Origin of the sequence: Streptomyces sp. NRRL S-378, assembly GCF_000720645.1 — a bacterium.
Taxonomy (GTDB): domain Bacteria; phylum Actinomycetota; class Actinomycetes; order Streptomycetales; family Streptomycetaceae; genus Streptomyces.
On sequence record NZ_JOBX01000003.1, the window covers coordinates 137,262 to 161,940 of the forward strand.

22 protein-coding genes and 1 pseudogene are annotated in these 24,679 nt (G+C 72.5%); 5 read left to right on the plus strand and 18 right to left on the minus strand.

Annotation, left to right across the window (positions count from 1 at the left end):
* Positions 1-5: 5 nt before the first annotated feature.
* Positions 6-1,337, plus strand: coding sequence for an MFS transporter (locus IH80_RS0103770; RefSeq protein WP_078906310.1), 1,332 nt, complete (start codon positions 6-8; stop codon positions 1,335-1,337).
* Positions 1,338-1,521: 184 nt separating this feature from the next.
* On the opposite strand, the gene IH80_RS0103775 is transcribed toward IH80_RS0103770, so the two are convergent.
* The 12 genes from IH80_RS0103775 to hrcA all read right to left on the minus strand — a co-directional run bounded on the left by IH80_RS0103775 (position 1,522) and on the right by hrcA (position 12,132).
* Positions 1,522-1,878 (minus strand): cytidine deaminase, encoded by a 357-nt coding sequence (locus IH80_RS0103775; protein ID WP_030957667.1) that lies wholly within the window; start codon positions 1,876-1,878, stop codon positions 1,522-1,524.
* Between the two features lie 141 nt (positions 1,879-2,019).
* The gene (locus tag IH80_RS0103780; protein WP_030957668.1) at positions 2,020-2,373 is read right to left on the minus strand and encodes an MmcQ/YjbR family DNA-binding protein; all 354 of its coding nucleotides are present in this window, start codon (positions 2,371-2,373) and stop codon (positions 2,020-2,022) included.
* On the minus strand, positions 2,370-3,671 hold the full coding sequence (locus tag IH80_RS0103785) for a hemolysin family protein (RefSeq protein ID WP_030957669.1): 1,302 nt from the start codon (positions 3,669-3,671) through the stop codon (positions 2,370-2,372). Before IH80_RS0103785 ends, IH80_RS0103780 begins: the two co-directional genes overlap by 4 nt.
* Positions 3,668-4,165, minus strand: a complete 498-nt coding sequence (gene ybeY / locus IH80_RS0103790; RefSeq protein ID WP_030957671.1) for an rRNA maturation RNase YbeY — start codon at positions 4,163-4,165, stop codon at positions 3,668-3,670. The genes IH80_RS0103785 and ybeY overlap by 4 nt, the downstream gene beginning before the upstream one ends.
* Positions 4,166-4,178: 13 nt before the next feature.
* Complete coding sequence (locus IH80_RS0103795) at positions 4,179-5,216, minus strand: PhoH family protein (RefSeq protein ID WP_078906311.1); 1,038 nt, start codon at positions 5,214-5,216, stop codon at positions 4,179-4,181.
* Between the two features lie 148 nt (positions 5,217-5,364).
* Complete coding sequence (locus tag IH80_RS0103800) at positions 5,365-6,459, minus strand: carbohydrate kinase family protein (RefSeq protein ID WP_030957674.1); 1,095 nt, start codon at positions 6,457-6,459, stop codon at positions 5,365-5,367.
* A gap of 179 nt (positions 6,460-6,638) precedes the next feature.
* Entirely contained in the window at positions 6,639-7,544 is a 906-nt protein-coding gene (locus IH80_RS0103805; RefSeq protein ID WP_030957675.1) for a ribonuclease Z, read from the minus strand.
* A 3-nt stretch (positions 7,545-7,547) separates the two neighbouring features.
* Positions 7,548-7,907, minus strand: coding sequence for a histidine triad nucleotide-binding protein (locus tag IH80_RS0103810; protein ID WP_030819289.1), 360 nt, complete (start codon positions 7,905-7,907; stop codon positions 7,548-7,550).
* Positions 7,908-7,986: 79 nt separating this feature from the next.
* Positions 7,987-8,730: a 16S rRNA (uracil(1498)-N(3))-methyltransferase gene (locus IH80_RS0103815; protein ID WP_030957677.1), complete on the minus strand. Its 744-nt coding sequence runs from the start codon at positions 8,728-8,730 to the stop codon at positions 7,987-7,989.
* A complete protein-coding gene (locus IH80_RS0103820) occupies positions 8,727-9,818 on the minus strand; it encodes a nitronate monooxygenase (RefSeq protein WP_030957679.1) in 1,092 nt (363 codons plus the stop codon). Before IH80_RS0103820 ends, IH80_RS0103815 begins: the two co-directional genes overlap by 4 nt.
* Positions 9,819-9,975: 157 nt before the next feature.
* Positions 9,976-11,115, minus strand: coding sequence for a molecular chaperone DnaJ (gene dnaJ, locus IH80_RS0103825; RefSeq protein ID WP_030840893.1), 1,140 nt, complete (start codon positions 11,113-11,115; stop codon positions 9,976-9,978).
* Positions 11,116-12,132, minus strand: coding sequence for a heat-inducible transcriptional repressor HrcA (hrcA, locus tag IH80_RS0103830; RefSeq protein ID WP_030027783.1), 1,017 nt, complete (start codon positions 12,130-12,132; stop codon positions 11,116-11,118).
* Between the two features lie 153 nt (positions 12,133-12,285).
* On the opposite strand from hrcA, the gene IH80_RS0103835 reads away from it, so the two are divergent.
* Together IH80_RS0103835 and IH80_RS0103840 are read left to right on the plus strand one after the other, a co-directional pair.
* Positions 12,286-13,005, plus strand: a complete 720-nt coding sequence (locus IH80_RS0103835; RefSeq protein ID WP_030957681.1) for an MBL fold metallo-hydrolase — start codon at positions 12,286-12,288, stop codon at positions 13,003-13,005.
* 34 nt (positions 13,006-13,039) lie between these two features.
* Entirely contained in the window at positions 13,040-13,855 is an 816-nt protein-coding gene (locus IH80_RS0103840; protein WP_030957683.1) for a DUF3097 domain-containing protein, read from the plus strand.
* 118 nt (positions 13,856-13,973) lie between these two features.
* Here the strand turns inward: IH80_RS0103840 and hemW are convergent, their stop codons facing one another.
* The 3 genes from hemW to lepA all read right to left on the minus strand — a co-directional run bounded on the left by hemW (position 13,974) and on the right by lepA (position 19,327).
* Positions 13,974-15,206 (minus strand): radical SAM family heme chaperone HemW, encoded by a 1,233-nt coding sequence (hemW, locus tag IH80_RS0103845; protein WP_030957685.1) that lies wholly within the window; start codon positions 15,204-15,206, stop codon positions 13,974-13,976.
* Between the two features lie 128 nt (positions 15,207-15,334).
* Complete coding sequence (locus tag IH80_RS0103850; RefSeq protein WP_030957686.1) at positions 15,335-17,227, minus strand: AMP-dependent synthetase/ligase; 1,893 nt, start codon at positions 17,225-17,227, stop codon at positions 15,335-15,337.
* A gap of 234 nt (positions 17,228-17,461) precedes the next feature.
* Entirely contained in the window at positions 17,462-19,327 is a 1,866-nt protein-coding gene (lepA, locus tag IH80_RS0103855; RefSeq protein ID WP_030957687.1) for a translation elongation factor 4, read from the minus strand.
* Between the two features lie 256 nt (positions 19,328-19,583).
* Between lepA and rpsT the strand changes: the two genes are divergently transcribed.
* Entirely contained in the window at positions 19,584-19,844 is a 261-nt protein-coding gene (rpsT, locus tag IH80_RS0103860) for a 30S ribosomal protein S20 (RefSeq protein WP_030030523.1), read from the plus strand.
* A gap of 197 nt (positions 19,845-20,041) precedes the next feature.
* On the opposite strand, the gene holA is transcribed toward rpsT, so the two are convergent.
* Positions 20,042-21,034 (minus strand): DNA polymerase III subunit delta, encoded by a 993-nt coding sequence (gene holA, locus IH80_RS0103865; RefSeq protein WP_199819207.1) that lies wholly within the window; start codon positions 21,032-21,034, stop codon positions 20,042-20,044.
* Between the two features lie 76 nt (positions 21,035-21,110).
* On the opposite strand from holA, the gene IH80_RS0103870 reads away from it, so the two are divergent.
* Positions 21,111-21,353: a hypothetical protein gene (locus tag IH80_RS0103870; protein ID WP_030957691.1), complete on the plus strand. Its 243-nt coding sequence runs from the start codon at positions 21,111-21,113 to the stop codon at positions 21,351-21,353.
* Between the two features lie 12 nt (positions 21,354-21,365).
* Here IH80_RS0103870 and IH80_RS0103875 read toward each other — a convergent pair whose 3' ends face one another.
* Both IH80_RS0103875 and IH80_RS41785 read right to left on the minus strand, forming a co-directional pair.
* Positions 21,366-22,247: a YceI family protein gene (locus IH80_RS0103875; protein ID WP_030957693.1), complete on the minus strand. Its 882-nt coding sequence runs from the start codon at positions 22,245-22,247 to the stop codon at positions 21,366-21,368.
* A gap of 136 nt (positions 22,248-22,383) precedes the next feature.
* Positions 22,384-24,606 (minus strand): annotated as a pseudogene (locus tag IH80_RS41785) (ComEC/Rec2 family competence protein); the annotation flags it as partial.
* Between the last annotated feature and the right edge of the window lie 73 nt (positions 24,607-24,679).

Genomic DNA, 24,679 nt, shown 5'->3' on the forward strand with positions numbered 1-24,679 from the left:
GAAGCATGACAGTCAGGCCACTGTCGGCGGGGGCCCGCCGGCCGGAAGCTGTCGGCGTGACACAGACAGCCCCCGCCCCCGGCACGCTCCCCCACTCCCCTCCCCCGCCGAAGACCGCACGCGTCCACCGCGCCTGGTTCGTCGCCGCCGTCACCTTCGTGACGATCATCGGCGCCGCCGGTTTCGCCTCCCTGCCAGGACTGCTCATCGAGCCGCTGCACGAGGAGTTCGGCTGGTCGCACGGCACCATCGGCGTGGCCGTCTCGGTGAACATGGCCCTCTACGGGATCACCGCGCCCTTCGCCGCGGCGCTGATGGACCGCTTCGGCATCCGGCGCGTCGTGGCGGTGGCCCTGACCGTCATCGCGGGCGGTGCGCTGGCCACGGTCTGGATGACCGAGCCCTGGCAACTGGTGCTGTGCTGGGGCCTGCTGGTGGGACTGGGCAGCGGCTCGATGGCCCTGGCCTTCGCCGCGACGGTGACGGGCCGCTGGTTCACCGCCCGGCGCGGCCTGGTCACGGGCATCCTGACCGCCGCCGGGGCCTCCGGGCAGCTGGTCTTCCTGCCGCTCCTGGCGTGGCTGGTGGACCGGCACGGCTGGCGCCCGGCGACGGTGACGGTCGCCGTGGCCGCGCTGGCCGTCGTGCCCTTCGTCTGGCTGCTGCTGCGCGACCACCCGGCGGACGTGGGGCTGGCGCCGTACGGCGGCACGTACGCGCCCAGGCCCGCCCCGGCGGCGGGTGCGGCCCGGCGCACGCTGAAGGTCCTGGCCGAGGCGGCCCGGACCGGCCCCTTCTGGCTCCTCGCGGGCACCTTCGCGATCTGCGGGGCCTCGACGAACGGGCTGGTGCGGACGCACTTCGTGCCCGCCGCGCACGACCACGGCATGCCGGTGACGGCCGCCGCCGGGCTGCTGGCGGTGATCGGCGTCTTCGACGTCGTCGGCACGATCGCCTCGGGCTGGTTCACGGACCGCTACGAGTCCCGGCGGCTGCTGGCCGTCTACTACGCCCTGCGCGGGGTGTCGCTGCTGTTCCTGCCGATCCTGCTGGCGCCGTCGGTGCGCCCGCCGCTGGTCTTCTTCATCGTCTTCTACGGCCTGGACTGGGTCGCGACCGTCCCCCCGACGATCGCCCTGTGCCGCGAGCACTACGGGGACGACGGCGCGATCGTCTTCGGCTGGGTGCTGGCCTCGCACCAGATCGGCGCGGCCGTGGTGGCCTTCCTGGGCGGCCTGGCCCGTGACCTCACGGGCTCGTACGACGTCGTCTGGTACGCGTCCGGTGCCTTGTGCGCGATGGCGGCCCTGATGGCCATGGTCATCCGCCGCCGCTAGCCTCCCGGCGGGGCAGCCGACCTCCCCCGCGCGGGCCCGCCGTCAGCGCCACCGCCGGACCCGCCGGCCACCCGGCCGGGCCGGGCCAACCCCCAGCCCCGCCGGCGTGGCTGGAAGGGCCGGGCGGGGCCGCCTGGGCGTCCGCCGGGCGGCGGCCGCACGGGACGGCGACCCCGCCGGGAGGCTAGGGGCCGGCCGGGGTCGTGGACTTCAGCGTGCCGTCCGGGGCCGCCAGGAGGACCGGGGTGTCCGGCCCGCCGAGGTCGCGGACCGCCGCCCGGTCGGCCTCGGCCGGAGCGTCGGCCGCGCTCACCACGGCGGCGGCCTCCAGGGACCGCGCCCCGCTGGCCACGGCCATCGCGACCGCGGTCTGCAGCGCGCTCAGCTTCAGGGAGTCGAGCTCCACCGTGCCCGCGACGTACGTCCGTCCCGTCTCGTCCCGCACCGCCGCCCCCTCGGGCACCCCGTTGCGGGCCCGGGCGCTGCGCGCCAGCGTGATGATCTTGCTGTCCTCGGGGTCGATCCCGGTGCTCTCCGTCATGGTCGAAAGCATAGGGAGCCCCCCGCCCGGGCCGCGCAACGACCCCGCCGCGGGCCGGGATCGGGCCGTGATCGGGCCGGGATCGGGCCGTGATCGGGCCGGGATCGGGGCCGGCACCGGGCCGGGATCGGGCCGCCGGGGTCAGGGCCGGTCGAGCTTCAGGCGCTCCGCACGCGGCAGCCCCGCGACCACCAGGTCGTAGGAGTCCTCGACGAGCTCGCGCAGCATCGCGTCGGGGATCCCGCCCACCGTCACCGTGTTCCAGTGCCGCTTGTTCATGTGATAGCCCGGCGCGATCGCCCCGTGCTCCTCGCGCAGCCGCACGGCCAGCTCCGGCTCGCACTTGAGGTTGACCTTCAGGGGCTCGGCGTCCAGCGCGCTGAGCGCGAACATCTTGCCCTTCACCTTGAACACCGAGGTCTCCGGCGTGAAGGGGAACTCCTCCACCGCCGCGTTGAATCCCAGACAGAACTCCCGCAGCTGCGCCGGGGTCATTCCCCCTCCTCCCCCGCGGCCGCCGCGGCCACCGGTTCGACGAGCACCGTCACGATCTTGTTCCGCCGGCCCGCGGGCGCCTCCGCCGTCAGCCGCAGCGGACGGCCGTCGGGCAGTTCCACGACCGCCGAGGCGCCCGCGATCGGCACCCGGCCCAGCGCCTTCGCCAGCAGTCCGCCGACCGTCTCGACGTCCTCGTCGTCGAAGGCCTCGACCTTGAACAGCTCACCGAGGTCGGTGATGTCCAGGCGCGCCGTGACCCGGTAGCGGTCCTCGCCCAGGTCCTCGACCGGCGGGAGCTCCCGGTCGTACTCGTCCGTGATCTCGCCGACGATCTCCTCGAGGATGTCCTCGATGGTGACGATGCCGGCCGTGCCGCCGTACTCGTCGATGACGACGGCCACGTGGTTGCGCACCTGCTGCATCTCGCGGAGCAGATCGCCCGCGTTCTTGGTGTCCGGCACGAAGACGGCCGGCCGCATCGCCGTCGACACCAGGTCGGCCTCGGACTCCCGGTTGATGTGCGTCTTGCGGACCAGGTCCTTGAGGTAGACGATCCCGACGATGTCGTCCTCGTTCTCCCCGGTGACCGGGATGCGCGAGAAACCCGACCGCAGGGCGAGCGTGGTCGCCTGACGGACCGTCTTGTAGCGCTCGATGCAGACGAGGTCGGTGCGCGGCACCATCACCTCGCGCACGAGGGTGTCGCCGAGTTCGAAGACCTGGTGCACCATCCGGCGCTCGTCGTCCTCGATGAGCGATTCCTTCTCGGCGAGGTCGACCATCGCCCGCAGTTCGGCCTCGGAGGCGAAGGGCCCCTTGCGGAAGCCCTTGCCCGGCGTGAGCGCGTTGCCGATGAGGATCAGCAGCTGCGGGATCGGCCCCATGATCCTGGCGAGCGGTACGAGGACGTACGCGGCCGCCGTCGCCGTGTTCAGCGGGTGCTGGCGGCCGATCGTGCGCGGGGAGACGCCCACGGCGACGAAGGAGACCAGCACCATCACGGCGATGGCCACGAGCAGCGCGGTCCAGTTCTCACCGAACGCGTCGAGGCAGACGTACGTGACGAGGACCCCGGCCGCCATCTCGCAGGTGACCCGGACCAGCAGGGCCACGTTGAGGTAGCGGGTGGGGTCGCCGGCGACCTGGGCGAGCTTCTCGCTGCCGCGCCTGCCCTCCCGTACGGCCTGCTCGGCGCGGAAGATCGAGATGCGGGCGATGCCGGACTCCGCGCACGCCGCGAACCAGGCCACGACCACCAGCAGCACCGCGCCGGTGATCAGTTGCGGGGCGCTCACGAGACGGTCGGAGCCGGGGACGGGCCGGTCAGCCCGCGCTCACCGCGCCAGCCGTCCACGATGGCCGCCTGGAGGCCGAACATCTCGGCCTTCTCGTCGGGCTCCTCGTGGTCGTAGCCGAGCAGGTGCAGCACTCCGTGGACGGTCAGGAGCTGGAGCTCCTCGTCCATGGAGTGCTGCGTCGGAGCTTCCTCGCCCTGCTTCTTCGCGACTTCGGGGCAGAGCACGATGTCGCCGAGGAGCCCCTGCGGGGGCTCCTCGTCGTCCTTCGACGGCGGACGGAGCTCGTCCATCGGGAAGGACATGACGTCGGTCGGGCCGGGCAGGTCCATCCACTGGATGTGGAGTTGCTCCATGGCGTCCTCGTCGATGACGATGACGGAGAGCTCCGAGAGCGGGTGGATCCGCATCCGGGTGAGCGCGTAGCGGGCGATGTCGAGGATCGCCTGCTCGTCGACCTCGGTTCCGGACTCGTTGTTGACGTCGATCGACATGGTGCGCTGGGTTCTACTTCCGCTGGTAGCCGTTGGCGGCCTGCCGGCCGTCGTCGTACTTCTCGTACGCATCGACGATACGGCCGACCAGCTTGTGCCGGACGACATCCTCGGACGTGAGCCTGGAGAAGTGAATGTCCGGTACCCCGTCGAGGATTTCCTGAACCTGGCGCAGACCGCTCCTGGCCCCGCCGGGCAGGTCGATCTGGGTGATGTCACCGGTGATCACGATCTTGGAGTCGAAGCCGAGCCGGGTCAGGAACATCTTCATCTGCTCCGTGGTCGTGTTCTGGGCCTCGTCGAGGACCACGAACGCGTCGTTGAGCGTGCGGCCGCGCATGTAGGCCAGCGGCGCGACCTCGATCGTGCCCGCCGCCATGAGGCGCGGGATCGAGTCGGGGTCGAGCATGTCGTGCAGCGCGTCGTAGAGCGGGCGCAGGTACGGGTCGATCTTGTCGAAGAGGGTGCCCGGCAGGAAGCCGAGCCGCTCCCCCGCCTCGACGGCGGGCCGGGTCAGGATGATCCGGCTGACCTGCTTGGACTGGAGGGCCTGGACCGCCTTGGCCATGGCGAGGTAGGTCTTTCCGGTACCGGCGGGGCCGATGCCGAAGACGATCGTGTTCTTGTCGATCGCGTCGACGTACCGCTTCTGGTTGAGGGTCTTGGGGCGGATGGTCCGGCCGCGGCTGGAGAGGATGTTCTGGGTGAGCACCTCCGCCGGGGTCTCCTCCGGCCCGTTGCCGTTGCCGCTCGCCTTGAGCATGGCGATCGAGCGTTCCACTGCGTCCTCCGTCATCGGCTGCCCGGTGCGGAGCACCAGCATCATCTCGTCGAACAGTCGCTGGATCAGGGCGACTTCCGCCGCTTCTCCGATCGCGCTGACCTGATTGCCCCGAACATGGATGTCGGCCTTCGGGAAGGCCTTCTCGATCACGCGCAACAGGGCGTCGCCCGAGCCGAGCACCGTCACCATCGGGTGTGTCGCCGGTACGGTGAAGTGTGCTCGCGCCTGCCCCGGCGCGGGGATGTGGGCTGTCGATGTCTGAGTCATGGGCCGGCACTGTGGCCTGCGCATACCTCCCGCTGAGGGGCCGCGCCGATCGACGACCTCCGGAGTACCAAGCGTACGTCGCCGGCGCGGCTTCCCCGAGAGGTTTTCCCCGCCGCCCCGCCCCCGGACCACGTCCGCGGTCCCGCGGCTACGCGGAGTGGCGGAAGCCGATGGTCGGCACGGCTCTGCGCCGGGCGGCCGGGGCCGCGGCCGGCGGGATCAGCTCGTCCAGGAAGCCGTAGCGGCCGCGCAGCGCGTGCGGGGCGGCCCGCCACCAGTGGGCCACCTCCGGCCAGCCGGGCGCCGACAGGGACCCGCCGAACTCCTGGACCGACAGGGCCGCGGTCAGCCCGGCGAAGGCCAGCCGGTCCGCGAGCGGCCAGCCCGCCAGGGTGCCGGTGACGAAGCCCGCCACGTAGACGTCGCCCGCCCCCGTCGGGTCCAGCTCCTCCACGGCGATCCCGGGGACGTGGGCGGTCTCCCCGGTGCGGCTGTCGACCGCGTACGAGCCCTCCGCTCCCATGGTGACCACCGCGACCGGGACCTTCTCGGCCAGTGCTCGGGCCGCCGCCCGCGGACAGTCGGTGCGCGTGTACCGCATCGCCTCGCCGGCGTTCGGCAGGAAGGCCTCGCAGTGCTCCAGGTCGGCCAGGGCCCCCAGGTCCCACCGTCCGCTCTCGTCCCAGCCCACGTCCGCGAAGATCCGCGAACCGCGCCGGGCGGCCTCGCCGATCCATTCCTCGCCGCGGCCGGGCTCCAGCGAGGCGACGGCGGCGCGGGCCCTCGGCGGGCACTGCGCGAAGGGTCCGGGGCCCGCCGGCGGAGGGGCCTCGTGGCCGTGGGAGACCATCGTGCGCTCTCCCTCGTAGGCCATCGAGACGGTGACGGGGCTGTGCCAGCCGGGCACGGTGCGGGACATGGCCAGGTCGATGCCCTCGCCCTGCTCCAGGGCGTCCCAGCAGTACTCGCCGTAGTGGTCGTCGCCGAAGGCCGCGGCCAGCGAGGTGCGCAGGCCGAGCCGGGCCAGGGCGGTGGCCATGTTGGCGACGCCGCCGGGGCTGGAGCCCATGCCGCGCGCCCAGGACTCCGTACCGCGCACCGGCGCCGAGTCCAGGCCGGTGAAGATGATGTCGAGGAAGACCGTCCCGGTCAGGAAGACGTCGCAGCCCGGTTCCTCCGGGTCGCGCACCGGACCGAGCGGGTCCAGGGCTGCGGTGCGGCTGTCGAGGTCCCCACTGGTCACGGTGGTCTCCCCTGTCGGTCTCGAAGGGCCGTTTCTCGGTGAAAGCTGCCAGGTATCCCCGCCCCGGGCGGGATCAAAACCCAGTGTGGCGCAGATCACCCGCACCCTGCCTTCCGGGCCGGTCCCCGGAAGCCGCGCTGCGGACCGGGACGCACGGCCGCGCCCCCGGACCGCCAGCGTCAGCCCCGCTTCGGCAGCGGCACCCGCATCAGGTCCGCGGCCACGGTGAGTTCCCCCTCGAACCCGGCCGCCCGCGCCTGGCGTTCGAATGCAGTGGGGTCGGTGTACCGCTGCGAGAAGTGCGTCAGCACGAGGTGGCGCACGCCCGCGTCCCGCGCCACCCGGGCCGCCTGGCCGGCGGTGAGGTGCCCGTGGTCGGTGGCCAGGCGTTCGTCCTCGTCGAGGAAGGTCGACTCGATCACCAGCATGTCGCAGCCCTCGGCGAGCTCGTCCACCCCGCTGCAGAGCCGGGTGTCCATGACGAAGGCGAAGCGCTGCCCGGGCCTGGGCTCGCTGACCTCCTCCAGCGTGACCTCGCCGAGGCGCCCGTCCCGCTGGATCCGGCCCACGTCGGGGCCCTTGATCCCGTACCGGGCGAGCAGTCCGGGCACCATCCGGCGCCCGTCGGGCTCGGTGATCCGGTAGCCGAAGGACTCCACGGGGTGCGAGAGCAGCCGGGTCTCCAGGACGTACGAGGCCCCCTGGGCCACCGGCCCGTCCTCGGACACCGGTTCCTCCCGGAGCGGCACGGTCTCCCGGTAGGCCGTGGCGTACCGGAGCCGGTCGAAGAACTTCTGTCCGGACGCCGGGTAGTGCGCGGCGACGGGGTGCGGGACCTGGTCGAGGTTGATCCGCTGGATCACCCCGGCGAGGCCGAGGCTGTGGTCGCCGTGGAAGTGGGTGATGCAGATCCGGTTGATGTCGTGCGCGGCCACGCCGGCACGCAGCATCTGGCGCTGCGTGCCCTCGCCCGGGTCGAAGAGGATGCCCTCGCCGTCCCAGCGCAGCAGGTAGCCGTTGTGGTTGCGGTGGCGGGTGGGCACCTGGCTGGCGGTGCCCAGCACCACGAACTCTCTGACGGACACGTGCTATCCCGGGGGCCACTGGAGGCCGCGGCCGCCCAGGACGTGCGCGTGGGCGTGCCAGACGGTCTGGCCGGCGCCGGATCCGGTGTTGAAGACGATCCGGTAGCCGTGGTCGTCGATCTTCTCGTCGGCGGCGACCTGGGCGGCCTCACGCAGTATGTCGGCGGCGACGCCCGGCTCGGCGGCCGCGAGGGAGGCCGCGTCGCGGTAGTGCACCTTGGGGATGACGAGCACGTGCGTGGGCGCCTGCGGGTTGATGTCCCGGAAGGCGACGGTGGTCTCGGTCTCCCGGACCACGGTCGCCGGGACGGCACCCTCGACGATCTTGCAGAACAGGCAGTCGGCCTGCGGTTCCCCGGCCATTGCTCACCCTCCCGTGATGTTGATCGGTCCGGGCATCGTATCGAGCCGGGGGCCCGCCGCGGGCGCGCATTTCGGCCGGTCAGGCCCAGCGTCCCGTACGGGCGAGGAGGACCGCCGCAGCCGCGGTGCCGGCGGTGGAGGTCCGCAGGACCGAACGGCCCAGACGGTAGGGGTGCGCCCCCGCCGCGGCGAAGACCTCCAGCTCCTCCGGGGAGACACCGCCTTCCGGCCCGACCACCAGGACGACGGAACCGGAGGCGGGCAGCTCGGCCGTGGCCAGGGCCTGGGACGGGGTGTCGCGGTCCTCGTGCAGGACCATCGCCAGGTCGGCGCCGGCCAGCAGCGCGGCGACCTGCTTGGTGGACATGGCCTCGGCCACCTCCGGGAAACGGACGCGGCGGGACTGCTTGCCCGCCTCGCGGGCCGTGGCCCGCCACTTGGCCAGGGACTTGGCCCCGCGGTCGCCGCGCCACTGCGTGATGCAGCGCGAGGCCTGCCAGGGCACGATCGCGTCCACGCCGGTCTCGGTCATCGTCTCGACGGCCAGCTCGCCCCGGTCCCCCTTGGGCAGGGCCTGGACCACGGTGATGCGGACCCCGGGCTCTGCCTCCTGCCCGGCGGCGGCGACCGCCACGACGAGCCGGTCCTTGCCCTCGGCGGCCTTCACGACCGCCTCCGCCCAGCCGCCGCGGCCGTCCGTGAGGACCACCTGCTCGCCCGGGTTCAGCCGTTTCACGGACACGGCGTGCCGGCCCTCCGGGCCGTCCAGGACGAACTCCGCCCCCGCGGGGACCTCTTCGACCACGAACACCGGGGCCGTCATGACGCACTCCTCATCTGCTTTTCCTTCAACATGCTCTGCGCCTCGGCCAGTTCGGCCGCCAGCACCTCCACCAGCTGCGCCGCCGGCAGCGCTCTCGCCAGCCGGTGCCCCTGTCCGGCCCACAGGGCCATGCCCTGCGGGTCCCCGGCCGCGGCGGCCGCCTTGCGCAGCCCCGAGGTCAGGTGGTGCACCTGGGGGTAGGCGGCCGGGGCGTAGGGGCCGTGCTCCCGCACGAAGCGGTTGACCAGCCCCCGCGCCGGCCGCCCGGAGAAGGCCCGGGTCAGTTCCGTCCGGACGAAGAGCGGATCGGTCAGTGCCTTCTTGTGGACGGGGTCCGCTCCCGATTCGGGGCACACCAGGAAGGCCGTGCCGAGCTGCGCCGCCGCCGCGCCGGCCGCCAGCAGCGCGGCGATCTGCGCGCCCCGCATGACACCGCCCGCGGCGATGATCGGCAGGGCCACGGCCTCCCGCACCTGCGCCACCAGCGCGAGCAGTCCCACGGCCGCCGTGCCGTCGATCTGCGGGTCGTCCCGGTGCGTGCCCTGGTGGCCGCCCGCCTCGACGCCCTGGACGCAGACGGCGTCGGCGCCCGCCTGCTGGGCGCTGCGGGCCTCCTCGACGGAGGTCACCGTGACGACGGTGTACGTACCGGCCTTGCGCAGGGCGGCCAGGGCCGTGGGCTCGGGACAGCCGAAGGTGAACGACACCACCGGGACCGGGTCCTCGAGGAGGATAGCGAGCTTGGCGTCGTAGCCGTCGTCGCTGGTGCCGATGATGTCCTCCTCGGCGAGCGAGATCTCGTACCAGCTCGCCTCGCCGGCCAGCTGCCCGCGGTACGCCTCCACGGCGGCCGGGTCGACGTGCCCGGTCTGCGGCATGAAGAGGTTCACGCCGAAGCGGTACCGGGTGAGGGCGCGCACCTGTTTGATCTCCTGGTACATCCCGTCGGCGGTCTTGTAGCCGCCGGCGAGGAAGCCCAGTCCGCCCGCCTCGCACACGGCGGCGACGAGCGGCGGGCAGGAGGCGCCGCCCGCCATGGGAGCCTGCACGATCGGGTGGGGGGAGAGACCGTTCGCGGCGGTGGACATGGACTGCATCGTGCCACGTCCCGCCCAGGGGGCCGAATCACCGCATTCGCCTGGCATAGTCCGCTCCCGGCGGGCCCGCGGGCGGCTGCCGGGGGCACGCGAAGAGCCCGGCCGGGGGCCTCCCCGGACCGGGCTCGAAGCGGTGCGCACCCTTGGGTCAGCGACCGTTGAACGCGTCCTTCAGACGGCTGAAGAGGCCCTGCTGGCCCGGCGCGAACTGGCCCATGGGCCGCTCCTCGCCGCGCAGCTTCGCCAGCTGGCGCAGCAGCTCCTCCTGCTGGGCGTCCAGCTTGGTCGGGGTGGTGACCTCGACGTGGACGATCAGGTCGCCGCGCCCGCCGCCGCGCAGGTGGGTGACGCCGCGCCCGTGCAGCGGGATCGCCTGGCCCGACCCGGTGCCGGGCCGGATGTCGATCTCCTCCAGCCCGTCGAGCGTCTCGAGCGGGCATTTGGTGCCCAGCGCGGCCGCCGTCATCGGGATGGTCACCGTGCAGTGCAGGTCGTCCCCGCGCCGCTGGAAGGTCGGGTGCGCCAGCTCGTGGATCTCCACGTAGAGGTCGCCGGCGGGTCCGCCTCCGGGGCCGACCTCACCCTCGCCCGCGAGCTGGATCCGGGTGCCGTTCTCGACACCGGCCGGGATCTTGACCGTGAGGCTGCGGCGGGAGCGGACCCGGCCGTCGCCCGCGCACTCGTGGCACGGTGTCGGGACGACGGTGCCGAAGCCCTGGCACTGCGGGCAGGGGCGCGAGGTCATGACCTGGCCCAGGAAGGACCGGGTGACCTGCGAGACCTCACCGCGGCCGCGGCACATGTCACACGTCTGCGCCGAGGTGCCGGGGGCGGCACCCTCGCCGGAGCAGGTGGTGCAGACGACGGCCGTGTCGACCTGGATGTCCTTGGTGGTCCCGAAGGCCGCCTCGTCCAGCTCCAGGTCGAGGCGGATCATGGCGTCCTGGCCGCGCCGGGTCCGCGAGCGCGGGCCGCGCTGCGAGGCCTGGCCGAAGAAGGCGTCCATGATGTCGGAGAAGTTGCCGAAGCCGCCCGCGCCGAAGCCGCCGGCTCCGCCGCCACCGCCGGAGGCGGACAGCGGGTCGCCGCCGAGGTCGTAGACCTGCTTCTTCTGCGGGTCCGAGAGCACCTCGTAGGCCGCGTTGATCTCCTTGAAGCGCTCCTGCGTCTTCGGGTCCGGATTCACGTCCGGGTGGAGTTCACGCGCGAGGCGCCGGAAGGCCTTCTTGATCTCGTCCTGCGATGCGTCGCGGCGCACGCCGAGAACGGCGTAGTAGTCCGTGGCCACTTACGACTCCGCCAGGATCTGTCCGACGTAACGTGCCACTGCGCGTACCGCTCCCATCGTTCCGGGGTAGTCCATGCGGGTCGGTCCGACCACGCCGAGTTTGGCGACCGTTTCGCCGCCCGAACCGTAACCGACCGAGACGACCGACGTGGAGTTGAGCCCCTCGTAGGCGTTCTCGTGCCCGATCCTTACGGCCATCCCCGACTCGTTGGCCTCGCCGAGCAGCTTGAGGAGCACGACCTGCTCCTCCAGCGCCTCCAGCACCGGCCTGATCGTCAGGGGGAAATCGTGTCCGAAGCGGGTGAGATTGGCGGTACCGCCGATCATCAGCCGCTCCTCCGCCTCCTCCACCAGCGTTTCGAGGAGGGTCGACAGCACGGTGGAGACCGTGCCGCGGTCGTCCGCCTCGAAGGACTCCGGCAGGTCCTGGACGAGCGGGGGCACGTCGGTGAAGCGACGGCCGACGACCCTGCTGTTGAGCCGGGCCCGCAGGTCCGCCAGCGAGGCCTCGCCGAAGGGGCTCGGGCAGTCGACGAGCCGCTGCTCGACGCGTCCGGTGTCCGTGATCAGTACCAGCATCAGGCGCGCCGGGGCGAGCGAGAGCAGCTCCACGTGCCGGACGGTCGACCGGGTCAGGCTCGGGTACTGGACGACCGCCACCTGCCGGGTGAGCTGCGCGAGCAGCCGCACCGTGCGGCCGACGACGTCGTCGAGGTCGACGGCGCCGTCGAGGAAGTTCTGGATGGCCCGTCGCTCGGGGGTGGACAGCGGCTTGACCCCCGCCAGCTTGTCGACGAAGAGGCGGTAGCCCTTGTCGGTGGGGATCCGGCCGGCGCTGGTGTGGGGCTGGGCGATGTAGCCCTCTTCCTCCAGCACGGCCATGTCGTTGCGCACGGTGGCGGGCGAGACGCCGAGTCGGTGCCGCTCGGTGAGCGCCTTGGAGCCGACCGGCTCCTCCGTCCCGACGTAGTCCTGGACGATGGCGCGCAGCACTTCGAGTCTGCGTTCACTGAGCATCGCGCACACCTCCAGCGTGATCCGTTGCCGTGTTCTGCCGTGTTCTGACGTTCGTTGGCACTCTGTGGGTTCGAGTGCCAGAGAGCCCCCGCTCAGTGTACGGCCGGGTAGTAAGACCATGGCAAGGGAGGCCCGCCAGGGTAGCGTCGCGGCATGGACGTGCGATGGGAAGAGGCGGGCTGGGAACGGCTCACCGGACGGGCCGGCCGACGGCGTCTGCCGGTGTGGGACTGCACGGTGGGGCTGGTGGTGGGGGACGAGTCCGTACTCCTGATCGACCCCGGGTCGTGCGTGCGCGAGGGCGCCGGGGTGCGGGCCGAGGCCGAGCGGCTGACGGGCCGGAGCGTGACCCATATCGCATTCACGCACGGCCATTTCGATCACATCCTGGGTGCGGCCGCCTTCCCGGGGGCCGAGGTGTACGGCGCGGTCGGCCTGGCCGCGCTGCTCGCCGCGGACCGCGAGGAGCTGCGGGGGGACGCGGTGCGGCACGGGCTCGCCGAGGCGGAGGCGGCCGAGGCCGTGGCGCGGCTGGTGCTGCCCGGCCATCAGGTGTCGGGCGAGTGGACGCTGGACCTGGGCGGGGTGCAGGTGCTGCTGGCCAACGTGGGGCCCGGCCACACCGGGCACGACCTGGCCGTCTTCGTCCCGGGCGACCGCGAGACGGTGTTCTGCGGGGACCTGGTCGAGGAGTCGGGTGAGCCGATGGCGGGCCCGGACGCGATGCCCCGGCAGTGGCCCGCCGCCCTGGACCGGCTGCTGTCACTGGGCGGTGAGGACGCCTTGTACGTGCCCGGTCACGGAGCGGTGGTCACCGCGGAGTTCGTGCGTGCGCAACGCGCCACACTCGCGGCCCGTTCCGGCGTGTCGTAGGCGGGACGCGTTCGGCTCTCCTAGTGTCGGCCGGATGCGCGAGTACTCCCCCGACCTGACCCCGCAGTGGAAGCGGCCCAAGGCCGTCCCCGACGTCGCCGCCGAACCGGACCTGGTCGTCGAGGTGGCGGGTACGGACTTCTGCGGCGCGGTGGTGGCCTGCGAGGCGGGCACGGTGACCCTGGAGGACCGCTTCGGCAAGCGCCGGGTGTTCCCGATGGAGCCGCGGGGCTTCCTGCTGGACGGCGCGGTGGTCACCCTGGTCCGACCGTCCAGGGGCCCGTCGGCGCCGGCCCGTACGGCCTCGGGGTCGATCGCCGTCCCGGGAGCCCGGGCGCGGGTGGCCCGGGCGGGCCGGATCTACGTCGAGGGCCGGCACGACGCCGAGCTGGTGGAGCGGGTCTGGGGCGACGACCTGCGCATCGAGGGCGTGGTGGTCGAGTACCTGGAGGGCGTCGACGACCTGCCCGCGGTGGTGGCGGAGTTCGGGCCGGCTCCGGACGCCCGGCTGGGGGTGCTGGTGGACCATCTAGTGCCGGGCTCCAAGGAGTCCCGTATCGCGGCCTCGGTCGGCGCGACCTCACCGGACGTACTGGTGGTGGGCCACCCGTACGTGGACGTCTGGCAGGCGGTGAAGCCGTCGGCGCTGGGCATCCCCGCCTGGCCGGTGGTCCCGCGCGGCCAGGACTGGAAGACGGGCGTCTGCCGGGCCCTGGGCTGGCCGGAGAACACCGGGGCCGCCTGGCAGCACATCCTGTCCCGGGTGACGTCCTACAAGGACCTGGAGCCGACCCTGCTGGGCCGCGTGGAGGAGCTCATCGACTTCGTCACGGGTGACGGTGGGGCCTGACGCCCCCGAAGGTTCCGAAGTCGTGGTCCTCCGCATCCGCCGCGTACTGCCGGCGGCCGCCCAGGGACAGCGTAGGCAGTCCGGACAGAGATCCCCGGGTATTCACCCCACCAGGTGATCAGTCGACCAGGTCGCGGACCACCGCGTCGGCCAGCAGCCGTCCGCGCAGGGTCAGCACGGCCCTCCCGGCCTCGTAGGGCGCGGACTCCAGGAGGCCGTCCGAGAGGGCCTTACGGGACGCCGCGAGGCCGGCCGGGGCGAGCAGGGACAGCGGGACCCCGTCCACGAGGCGCAGCTCCAGCAGGATCCGCTCCACGCGGCGGTCCTCGTCCGAGAGGAGTTCACGCCCGGCACCCGGGGAGCGCCCCTCCGCGAGCGCGGCGGCGTAGGCGCCGGGGTGCTTGACGTTCCACCAGCGCACCCCGCCCACGTGCGAGTGCGCGCCCGGTCCGGCGCCCCACCAGTCGGCGCCGCGCCAGTACAGCTCGTTGTGGAGGCAGCGCCCGGCCTCCGAGGTGGCCCAGTTCGACACCTCGTACCAGGAGTACCCGGCCTGGGCCATGACCTCGTCCGCGATCAGGTAGCGGTCGGCGTGGACGTCGTCGTCGGTCATGGGAACCTCGCCGCGACGGATCCGGCGGGCCAGCTGCGTGCCCTCCTCAACGATCAGCGCGTAGGCGCTGACGTGGTCCGGGCCGGCCCCGAGGGCGGCGGCGAGGGAGTCCCGCCAGTCCTGGTCCGTCTCGCCCGGCGTCCCGTAGATCAGGTCGAGGTTGACGTGCTCGAAGCCCGCCGCGCGGGCCTCCGCCACGCACGCCTCGGGGCGCCCGGGGGTGTGGGTGCGGTCCAGGACCTTCAGGACGTGCTGCTTGGCGCTCTGCATGCCGAAGGAGATCCGGTTGAAGCCCCCGGCGCGCAGCTCGGCCAGGTAGGCCGGGTCCACGGACTCCGGGTTGGCCTCCGTCGTGATCTCGGCGTCGTCGGCCAGGCCGAACTCGTCCCGGATCGCCGCGAGCATCCGTACCAGGTCGGCGGCGGGCAGCAGGGTCGGCGTGCCGCCACCGACGAAGACGGTGCGGACGGCCCTCGGGTCGTCGCCGAGCACCTTCCGGGCGAGCCGGACCTCGTCGATCAGGGTGTCGGCGTAGTTCTCCCGGGAGGCGAGCACGCCTCCGGTGCCCCGCAGCTCGGTGGCCGTGTAGGTGTTGAAGTCGCAGTACCCGCAGCGCGTGGCGCAGTACGGGACGTGCAGGTAGAACCCGAGCGGCCGCTCTCCCGCGCCCGCCAGGGCATGCGACGGCAGCGAGCCGTCTTCGGGCATGGGTTCACCGTCGGGGAGTGCGGAAGGCATACCCCCATCATCCCGCACCGGCCACCGGGCTCCGCCCCGCTCTTCGGGGTACGGGGCCCCGGGCGGAAGGGCCGGGAGGGCCGTGCGGGGCGGGCCACGGCCCCGCCCCGCACGGCCCGCGGCAGGCGCTACGCCTCGCGGGCGCCCTCGTACATCTCGTCGATCAGGTGCTTGAACTCACGCTCGACCACCGGGCGCTTCAGCTTGAGGCTGGGGGTGAGGTCGCCGTGCTCGACGTCCAGGTCGCGCGGCAGGATCCGGAACTTCTTGACCGTCTGCCAGCGCTGGAGGCCCTCGTTCAGGGTCTGGACGTAGGTCTCGATCAGCCGGTCGGTCTCGGGCGCGGCCAGGACCTCCTTGTAGGTCCTGCCCTCCAGCCCGTTCTCGGCCGCCCAGGTCAGGATCGACGGCTCGTCGAGCGCGATCAGCGCCGTGCAGAAGTTCCGGTCGGCGCCGTGCACGACGATGGTCGACACGTACGGGCAGATCGCCTTGAACTGGCCCTCGATCTCCGCCGGGGCGACGTACTTGCCGCCCGAGGTCTTGATCAGGTCCTTCTTGCGGTCGGTGATGCGCAGGTAGCCGTCGGCCGACAGCTCTCCGATGTCACCGGTGTGCAGCCAGCCGTCGGGCTCCAGGACCTCGGCGGTCTTGTCCGGCTGCTTGTGGTAGCCCTGCATGATGCCGGGGCCGCGCAGCAGGACCTCGCCGTCGTCGGCGATGCGTACCTCGGTGCCGGGGAGCGGCTTGCCGACCGTGCCGGTGCGGTAGGCCTCGCCGGGGTTGACGAAGGAGGCCGCGCTGGACTCGGTCAGTCCGTAGCCCTCCAGGATGTGGACGCCCGCGCCGGAGAAGAAGAAGCCGATCTCGGGGGCCAGGGCGGACGCGCCGGAGACGGCGGCACGCAGCCTGCCGCCGAAGGCGTCACGGAGCTTGGAGTAGACGAGCGCGTCGGCGACCTTGTGCTTGGTGGTCAGGCCGAAGGGGGCGGTGGCCCGCCCGGTGCGCCGGAAGTTGTCCTGCGTGACCTTGGCGTACTCGCGGGCGACGCCGACCGACCACTGGAAGATCTTGTACTTGGCGCCGCCGCCGGCCCGGGCCTTGGCGGCCACGCCGTTGTAGACCTTCTCGAAGATGCGCGGGACGGCCGCCATGTAGGTCGGCTGCACGACCGGCAGGTTCTCGATGATCTTGTCGATGCGGCCGTCGACCGCGGTGACGTGCCCGGCTTCGATCTGCCCGGAGGTCAGGACCTTGCCGAAGACGTGGGCCAGCGGCAGCCACAGGTACTGGACGTCCTCCTTGCCGATCAGCCCGGTGGCGACCATGGCCTTGGCCAGGTACGACCAGTTGTCGTGCAGCAGCCGGACGCCCTTGGGGCGGCCCGTGGTGCCGGAGGTGTAGATGAGGGTGGCGAGCTGCTCGGAGGTGATGGACGCGATGCGCTCGTCGACCGCCTCCGGGTGCTTGGCGAGGTATTCACGGCCTCTCGCCTCCAGGTCGGCGAGCGAGAGCACCCAGCCTTCCGGGTCGCCTTCGGCGGGCACCGCGTCGGCGGCTTCCATCACCACGACGTGGTGCAGGTGCGGCAGGTCGGCCCGCCGTTCGCGCGCCTTCGCCAGCTGCGCGGCGTCCTCGGCGATGAGCACCCGGCTCTCGGAGTCCGCGAGGATGAACGCCGACTCGTCCGCGTTGGTGCTGGGGTAGATCGTGGTGACCGCGCCGCCGGCGCACATCACACCGAGGTCGGACAGGATCCACTCGACCCTGGTGTTGGAGGCGAGCGCGACGCGCTCTTCCGTTTTGAGGCCGAGGGAGATCATTCCGGCGGCGATGGCGTAGACCCGCTCGGCCGCCTGGCGCCAGCTCAGCGACTTCCAGTCGTCGGTGCCGCCCCCGCCGTCGGTCGCTGGCACCGGATACCGGTAGGCCTCGTCGTTCGGCGTCGCGGCGACGCGCTCACGGAAGAGCACCGCCACGGTGGGCGGGCGGTTCTCGAGATAGGTCTGTGTGTCGCTCACGACATCCTCCGGACCGATCCACGCGACAGCGCGTGGGCGTGGGGCGCTGGGGGCGCTTGGGACTGGCGGGTTTGCAGCCGTTGACTTTCTGAACTGGCGAGTAACCGTCGAGCAGTGATCAGACTAGAGCGCGTCCGCCGCCCGCGTAAGAGCTGACGAGCGGCCGGTTCATAACGAAACAGGCCCCCGCACTTGTGCGCGGGGGCCTGTGTACGCCGGGTGACGGACAGGTGGCTACTTCTTCTTGCCGCCGGACTCGTCACTGGAGAGGACGGCGATGAAGGCCTCCTGCGGGACCTCCACGGAGCCGACCATCTTCATGCGCTTCTTGCCTTCCTTCTGCTTCTCCAGCAGCTTCCGCTTACGGGAGATGTCACCGCCGTAGCACTTCGCGAGGACGTCCTTGCGGATGGCGCGGATGGTCTCGCGGGCGATGACGCGGGAGCCGATGGCGGCCTGGACCGGCACCTCGAAGGCCTGCCGCGGGATCAGCTCGCGCAGCTTGGCGACGAGGCGCACGCCGTAGGCGTAGGCGGCGTCCTTGTGGCAGACGGCCGAGAAGGCGTCGACCTTGTCGCCGTGCAGCAGGATGTCGACCTTGACCAGGCTGGAGGCCTGCTCGCCGGTGGGCTCGTAGTCGAGGGAGGCGTAGCCGCGGGTCTTGGACTTCAGCTGGTCGAAGAAGTCGAAGACGATCTCGGCGAGCGGGAGGGTGTAGCGGATCTCGACGCGGTCCTCGGAGAGGTAGTCCATGCCCAGGAGCGTGCCGCGGCGCTGCTGGCACAGCTCCATGATCGCCCCGATGAACTCGGTCGGGGCGAGCACGGTGGCCCGGACGACCGGCTCGAAGACGTCCTTGATCTTGCCTTCGGGGAACTCGCTCGGGTTGGTGACGGTGACTTCCTTGCCGTCCTCCAGGACCACCCGGTAGACCACGTTCGGCGCGGTGGCGATCAGGTCGAGGCCGAACTCGCGCTCCAGGCGCTCGCGGACCACGTCCAGGTGGAGCAGGCCGAGGAAGCCGACGCGGAAGCCGAAGCCGAGGGCCGCCGAGGTCTCGGGCTCGTAGACCAGCGCGGCGTCGTTGAGCTGGAGCTTGTCCAGGGCCTCGCGCAGGTCCGGGTAGTCCGAGCCGTCGAGCGGGTAGAGGCCCGAGAAGACCATCGGCTTCGGGTCCTTGTAGCCGCCGAGGGCCTCGGTCGCGCCGTTGGTCAGGCTGGTGATGGTGTCACCGACCTTGGACTGACGGACGTCCTTCACGCCGGTGATGATGTAGCCCACCTCGCCGACGCCGATGCCGTCGGCCGGGGTCATCTCCGGGGAGGAGACACCGATCTCCAGCAGCTCGTGGGTGGCGCCCGTGGACATCATCCTGATGCGCTCGCGCTTGTTCAGCTGCCCGTCGACCACACGGACGTACGTCACGACGCCGCGGTACGAGTCGTAGACCGAGTCGAAGATCATCGCACGGGCGGGGGCGTCCTTCACGCCCACCGGGGCCGGGACGGTGGCGACGACCTTGTCCAGCAGGGCGTCGACGCCCATGCCGGTCTTGGCCGAGACGCGCAGCACGTCGTCGGGGTCGCAGCCGACCAGGTTCGCGAGCTCCTCGGCGAACTTCTCCGGCTGGGCGGCCGGCAGGTCGATCTTGTTGAGGACGGGAACGATCGCGAGGTCGTTCTCCATCGCCAGGTACAGGTTGGCGAGGGTCTGCGCCTCGATGCCCTGGGCGGCGTCCACCAGGAGGATCGTGCCCTCGCACGCGGCGAGGGAGCGCGAGACCTCGTAGGTGAAGTCGACGTGCCCGGGGGTGTCGATCATGTTGAGGATGTGGGTGCTGCCCTGACCCTCGCCCGTGGTGGGCGCCCAGGGCAGTCGCACCGCCTGGGACTTGATCGTGATGCCGCGCTCACGCTCGATGTCCATGCGGTCGAGGTACTGGGCGCGCATCTGCCGCTGATCGACGACACCGGTGAGCTGGAGCATCCGGTCGGCAAGGGTCGACTTGCCGTGGTCGATGTGCGCGATGATGCAGAAGTTGCGGATCAGCGCCGGGTCGGTACGGCTCGGCTCGGGCACGTGGCTGGGGATCGCGGGCACGCAGTGTCCTGATTCTCGGGTCGCAGTCGGAAGCGTTATCGGAGCGTCGGTCGCAGCGGACGGTCCGGCTCCGGTCGCTCTCGGCGGCGCGATGTCGGTCCATACGCAGGCTCCCATGGTCCCATGGACGGGGCAGTGCGCTCGGTTTGGGCCGCCGGGAGCGTGCCTGGTAGCCTGGGCAGCTGTGTCTCGTGTGCCCTCTCAGCCGTCGAGACACAATCCGAAGATCAACCTCTGAACCTGAAAAGGCTCTTTCGTGGCGAACATCAAGTCCCAGATCAAGCGGAACAAGACCAACGAGAAGGCTCGCCTTCGCAACAAGTCGGTCAAGTCCGAGCTGCGCACCTTCATCCGCAAGGCCAACGAGGCCATCCTCGCCGGCGACGCGGAGAAGGCCACCGCTGCGGCCCGTCTGGCTTCCAAGAAGCTGGACAAGGCCGTCTCGAAGGGTGTCATCCACAAGAACGCCGCCGCCAACAAGAAGTCGGCGCTGGCCTCCAAGGTTGCCGCCATCTGAGTTCCGCACTCGATGTGATCGCCGGAAGGGACCCAGTGGGCCCTCTCTCCCGCTCCTGACCGGCACCCCGCTCCGCACACGAAGCGTTCGCCACGCGGGTGCGGCGCACAAGCAGTGACCGGAGGCCCCGGTCGCCGTCCTTCCCCAGGACGGCGACCGGGGCCTTCGATTTGCCCGGGATCAGCGGTGTGCAGGGATCAGCGGCGCTGGGGGCGGGCGGCGCGGGCGACCGCGACGACCGCCTTCTCCAGGGCGTACTCCGGATCGTCGCCGCCGCCCTTGACCCCCGCGTCGGCGGCGGCCACGGCGCGCAGCGCGTCCGCGACGCCGTCCGCCGACCAGCCCCGCATCTGCTGGCGGACCCGGTCGATCTTCCACGGCGGCATGCCGAGGTCCCGGGCGAGGTCCCCGGGCCGGGCGCCGCGCGGGGCGGAGGCGAGCTTGCCGATCGCCCGGACCGCCTGCGCCAGGGCACTGGTGATCAGGACCGGGGCCACGCCGGTGGCCAGGGACCAGCGCAGGGCCTCCAGGGCCTCCGCCGCACGCCCCTCGACCGCCCGGTCGGCGACCGTGAAGCTGGAGGCCTCGGCCCGGCCCGTGTAGTAGCGGCCGACGACGGCTTCGTCGATGGTTCCCTCGACGTCCGCGCACAGCTGCGCCGCGGCACTCGCCAGCTCCCGCAGGTCGCTGCCGATCGCGTCGACCAGGCTCTGGCACGCCTCCGGGGTCGCCGACCGGCCCAGCGTGCGGAACTCCCCCCGTACGAACGCGAGCCGGTCCGCCGCCTTCGTCATCTTCGGGCAGGCGATCTCCCGGGCGCCCGCCTTGCGCGCCGCGTCCAGCAGGCCCTTGCCCTTGACGCCGCCCGCGTGGAGGAGGACCAGCGCGATCTCCTCGTAGGGCGCGGCGAGGTAGGCCTTGACCTCCTTGACCGTGTCGGCGGACAGGTCCTGCGCGTTGCGCACGACGAGCACCTTGCGCTCGGAGAAGAGCGAGGGGCTCGCAAGCTCGGCGAGCGTGCCGGGCTGGAGCTGGTCGGAGGTGAGGTCGCGGACGTCGGTCTCGGCGTCGGCGGCACGGGCGGCCGCCACCACCTCCCGCACGGCGCGGTCGAGCAGCAGCTCCTCCTGCCCCACCGCGAGGGTGATCGGGGCAAGCGGATCGTCGGTGGAATTCTTCCTGGTGGCCATCGCCCCCAGCATCCCACGTCGCACTGACAGCCCCCCGCGCCCCGGCCCCCTCCACCCGGTGTCCGACAATGGGCGGGTGAACGTGCGACATGTACTCGTCCTGCCCGACCGCGACGCCGCCGAGGAGGTGGCGCAGGAGGCCGTGGACCGCTTCGGCCTGCCGGAGGAACCGCAGTTGGTCCGCGACGCGCTGGCCGGCGAGGACGACGCCGAGGACGCCCAGTGGCTGGTCGTCGTCGAGGATCCGCAGGACCGGCTCGACTCGACCGCCCTGGACGGCCTCGCCGCCGAGTACGAAGGCTGGCTGGAAGCCCCCTGAGCCCGTCCGGGGTCAGGCCTTGTGCACGATCTGGACGTCCAGCGTCACGTCCACGCTCGAACCGATCGCGGCGATCCCGTGCGCCAGCATCGACTGCCAGTTGAGGGTGAAGTCCTCGCGGTGCAGTTCGGCGGTGGCCCGGCAGGCCGCCCGCACCTCGCCCTCCATGCCCGTTCCGAGACCCAGGTACTGGGTGTCCAGGGTCACGGACCGGCTCACCCCGTGGAGCGTCAGGGCGCCCGCGACGGCCCAGCGGCTGCCGGTGCGGTGGATGAACCGTTCGCTGTAGAACTCCACCGTGGGGTGGCGGACCGCGTCCAGGAAGTCCCCCGACCGCAGGTGGTCGTCGCGCAGCCGCAGCCCGGTGTCGATGCTCGCCGCGTCGATGATCACGCGCATGGAGGACTCCTCCATGCGGTCGGCTATCCGCACCGCCCCGGCGAACGTGTTGAACCGTCCGTTGATCCGGGCCATGCCGATGTGCCGGGCCGTGAAGCCGATGGACGAATGCGCCGGGTCGAGCTCCCAGTGGCCGGGCTGCGGCAGGACCGGCGGCTCCACGGCGTCGAGGATGATCTCCCCCGTACCGGGCTGCGCCGGATCTCCCACGAGCGTGACCCCGTGGAAGGGCGTGTACCCCTCGGCGATGACGGAGAGCCGGTACTCCCCTTCGGGGACAGCGGCCGTGAAGCCGCCGAACGGATCGGTCTCGCCGCTGACGATCCGGCGGCCGATCGGATCCGTCACCTCGAACGCGGCCTGCCGGATGGGCCGGTGGACCGTGTCGAGGACTCGGCAGCTGAGCAGACGCGCCGTCGGCGGCAGCGTCAGCGTCGCGGATGTCTGAGGGCTGGAACTTCCGGCCGACTCCATCCCCCGTCGGCGACCGAACATGACGTGTGCACCCCCGTGCAGTGTGGACTTTGACCGTTCTGGCGAAGAGGCATTCGATCATGCTGTCGGGTTGTGGGCAAACAGAGCGGGCACGCCCGGTATGCCCGCATCGAATGCGCCGTCCCCTGGCTGGAAACGCACGCAGCCGAACACCGGTTCCACCGACCGCGATCGAACCGTCGGTGTCGGTGCGCAGCACCGTCGCACCCACGGCCCGCAGGCGGGCGAGCGTACCCGGCGCGGGGTGCCCGTAGCGGTTTTTTGTACCGACGGGAACAATCGCGAGACGCGGCCGGACCCGTTCGTGCAGCCCGGGATCCTGGTGCGCCGAGCCGTGGTGGGCGACCTTGAGGACATCGACCGGACCGAGCTGCGGATGCTCCCTCAGGAGGGCCTCCTGCGCCGCCGGTTCGAGGTCACCGAGCAGCAGCAGGGTCAGCCCCGCGCCGCGCACCAGCAGCACGACGCTCGCATCGTTGGGCCCGTCGAAGTACGACCCGGCGGGCGGCGGCCACAGCACCTGCCATTCGAAGGGGCCGGCCCGGCGCCGCTCCCCCTGCACGGCCCGTACGACCGGCACCCCGGCGGCCGCCGCGACCCGGCGGACGAACTCGGCCTGCCCGGCCGGCTCTTCCAGCACCGAGGCCTGGATCATCCCCACGGAACGGCCCCGCAGGACGCCCTGCAGGCCTCCCACGTGGTCGGCGTGAAAGTGTGTCAGCAGCAGCATCGGCACCCGGCGCACCCCCAGCTCGCGCAGGCACTCGTCCACCGGCCCGGGATCCGGGCCGGCGTCCACCACCAGCGCCTCCCCCGGCCCGACGGAGAGGACGGCCGCGTCCCCCTGTCCCACGGCGCACTGGACGTAGCTCCAGTCGGGCGGAGGCCAGCCGGTGACCGTACGGGTGAGCTGCGGCGGCCGCAGCACGGCGAGGAGCAGCAGCACCGCCAGCACGCAGCACAGCCACCGACGCCGCCCCCACCGGGCAGCGAGGACGACCACCGCCAGGGTGACCGCGGCCAGCAGCAGCCCGCCGGCGAGCCCGCCCGGCCAGGACAGCTCCGCGCCGGGGAAACCCGCCCCGGCCCGTGCGACGGCCGCGATCCACCCCGCGGGCACCCCGGCGCACCGGGCGAGCACCTGCGCGACGGGCATCGAGAGCGGGGCCGCCGCCAGCGCGGCGAAGCCGAGGACGGTCGCCGGCCCGGCGGCCAGCTCGGCCAGCAGGTTGCAGGGCACCGCCACCAGGCTGACCCGGGCCGCGAGCACGGCGACCACGGGCGCGCACACCGCCTGGGCGGCTGCGGCGGCGCCCACGGCATCGGCGAGCCGGGGCCCCATCCCGCGCCGCCGCAGCGCCTCGCTCCACCGGGGGGCGAGCGTCAGCAGCGCCCCGGTGGCCAGCACCGAGAGCAGGAAGCCGTAACTGCGGGCCAGCCACGGGTCGAAGAGCACCAGCAGCAGCACCGCGGCTCCCAGCGCGGGGATCAGGGACCTGCGCCGGCCGGTGGCGATGGCCAGCAGGGTGACCGCTCCGCAGGCCGCTGCCCGCAGCACGCTCGGCTCCGGCCGGCACACCACCACGAACGCCAGGGTCAGCCCCGCCCCGCACAGGGCGGTCGTCCGCAGCGAGAGCCCGAGCCGGGGCGCCAGCCCGCGCCGCTCCGCCCGCTGCGCGCGGCCCGGGGGCCCGATGAGCAGGAACAGCACCACGGTCAGGTTCGACCCGGAGACGGCCAGCAGGTGGAGCAGATCGGTGGCCCGGAAGGCCTCGTGCAGGTCGGGCGGAACCCTGGAGGTGTCCCCGACGACCAGTCCCGGCAGCAGCGCCCGCGCATCCGGTGCGAGCCCTTCGGTGGCCCCGCGCAGCCCGGCCCGCAGCCGGCCCGCCAGCCGCTGCGCGGCGTCCGGGCCGCCGGTCACCCCCGGCGGCGTGTCACCGCCCGGGCGGAGCAGCGCCACGGCCCGCTCGCCGTCCCGCGCCGGGGCCAGCCGGGCGACCACCGTCACGCGGGTGGAGGGCAGGAGCCCGGCCCATCCCGGGTGAACGGCCAGCACCCGCACCGGGGTCTCGACCCGGGTGCTCACCCCGTCGGGCCCGGTCACCCGGGTCACCACCGCGTCCAGCACCACCACCGGCGGCCCGCTCCCCATCCGCGCGGTCCTGGGGTCGGAGTCGACGGTGAGCTCCGCGAGGACCCTGGCGTGGTCCCGCGCCAGCCCGGAGACCGGCCCGGCCCGCGCCTCGGCCACCTGGAGCCCCGCGACACCGGCTCCGGCGGCCGCGCACAGCATGGCCGCCGCCACGGCCGGGGCGGCCCTCCCCAGCGCCCCCGGGCGCCGTGCCTGCACCAGCATCAGGAGCCCCGCGCCGACCGCCGCCAGCCCCGCGCCGAAGGCGGTCCGCCCGACGGGTGCGTCGAGGGCGAGG

Excerpts from the sequence above, each read along its gene's own strand:
- hrcA (WP_030027783.1), bottom strand. The coding sequence starts at position 12,132 with ATGCTCAGTGAACGCAGACTCGAAGTGCTGCGCGCCATCGTCCAGGAC.
- IH80_RS0103770 (WP_078906310.1), top strand. The coding sequence starts at position 6 with ATGACAGTCAGGCCACTGTCGGCGGGGGCCCGCCGGCCGGAAGCTGTC.
- IH80_RS0103780 (WP_030957668.1), bottom strand. The coding sequence starts at position 2,373 with ATGACCCCGGCGCAGCTGCGGGAGTTCTGTCTGGGATTCAACGCGGCG.
- IH80_RS0103815 (WP_030957677.1), bottom strand. The coding sequence starts at position 8,730 with ATGACGGCCCCGGTGTTCGTGGTCGAAGAGGTCCCCGCGGGGGCGGAG.
- ybeY (WP_030957671.1), bottom strand. The coding sequence starts at position 4,165 with ATGTCGATCGACGTCAACAACGAGTCCGGAACCGAGGTCGACGAGCAG.
- IH80_RS0103840 (WP_030957683.1), top strand. The coding sequence starts at position 13,040 with ATGCGCGAGTACTCCCCCGACCTGACCCCGCAGTGGAAGCGGCCCAAG.
- holA (WP_199819207.1), bottom strand. The coding sequence starts at position 21,034 with ATGGCCACCAGGAAGAATTCCACCGACGATCCGCTTGCCCCGATCACC.
- IH80_RS0103820 (WP_030957679.1), bottom strand. The coding sequence starts at position 9,818 with ATGTCCACCGCCGCGAACGGTCTCTCCCCCCACCCGATCGTGCAGGCT.
- IH80_RS0103810 (WP_030819289.1), bottom strand. The coding sequence starts at position 7,907 with ATGGCCGGGGAACCGCAGGCCGACTGCCTGTTCTGCAAGATCGTCGAG.
- IH80_RS0103875 (WP_030957693.1), bottom strand. The coding sequence starts at position 22,247 with ATGTTCGGTCGCCGACGGGGGATGGAGTCGGCCGGAAGTTCCAGCCCT.
- IH80_RS0103795 (WP_078906311.1), bottom strand. The coding sequence starts at position 5,216 with ATGACTCAGACATCGACAGCCCACATCCCCGCGCCGGGGCAGGCGCGA.
- IH80_RS0103835 (WP_030957681.1), top strand. The coding sequence starts at position 12,286 with ATGGACGTGCGATGGGAAGAGGCGGGCTGGGAACGGCTCACCGGACGG.
- IH80_RS0103775 (WP_030957667.1), bottom strand. The coding sequence starts at position 1,878 with ATGACGGAGAGCACCGGGATCGACCCCGAGGACAGCAAGATCATCACG.
- hemW (WP_030957685.1), bottom strand. The coding sequence starts at position 15,206 with ATGCCTTCCGCACTCCCCGACGGTGAACCCATGCCCGAAGACGGCTCG.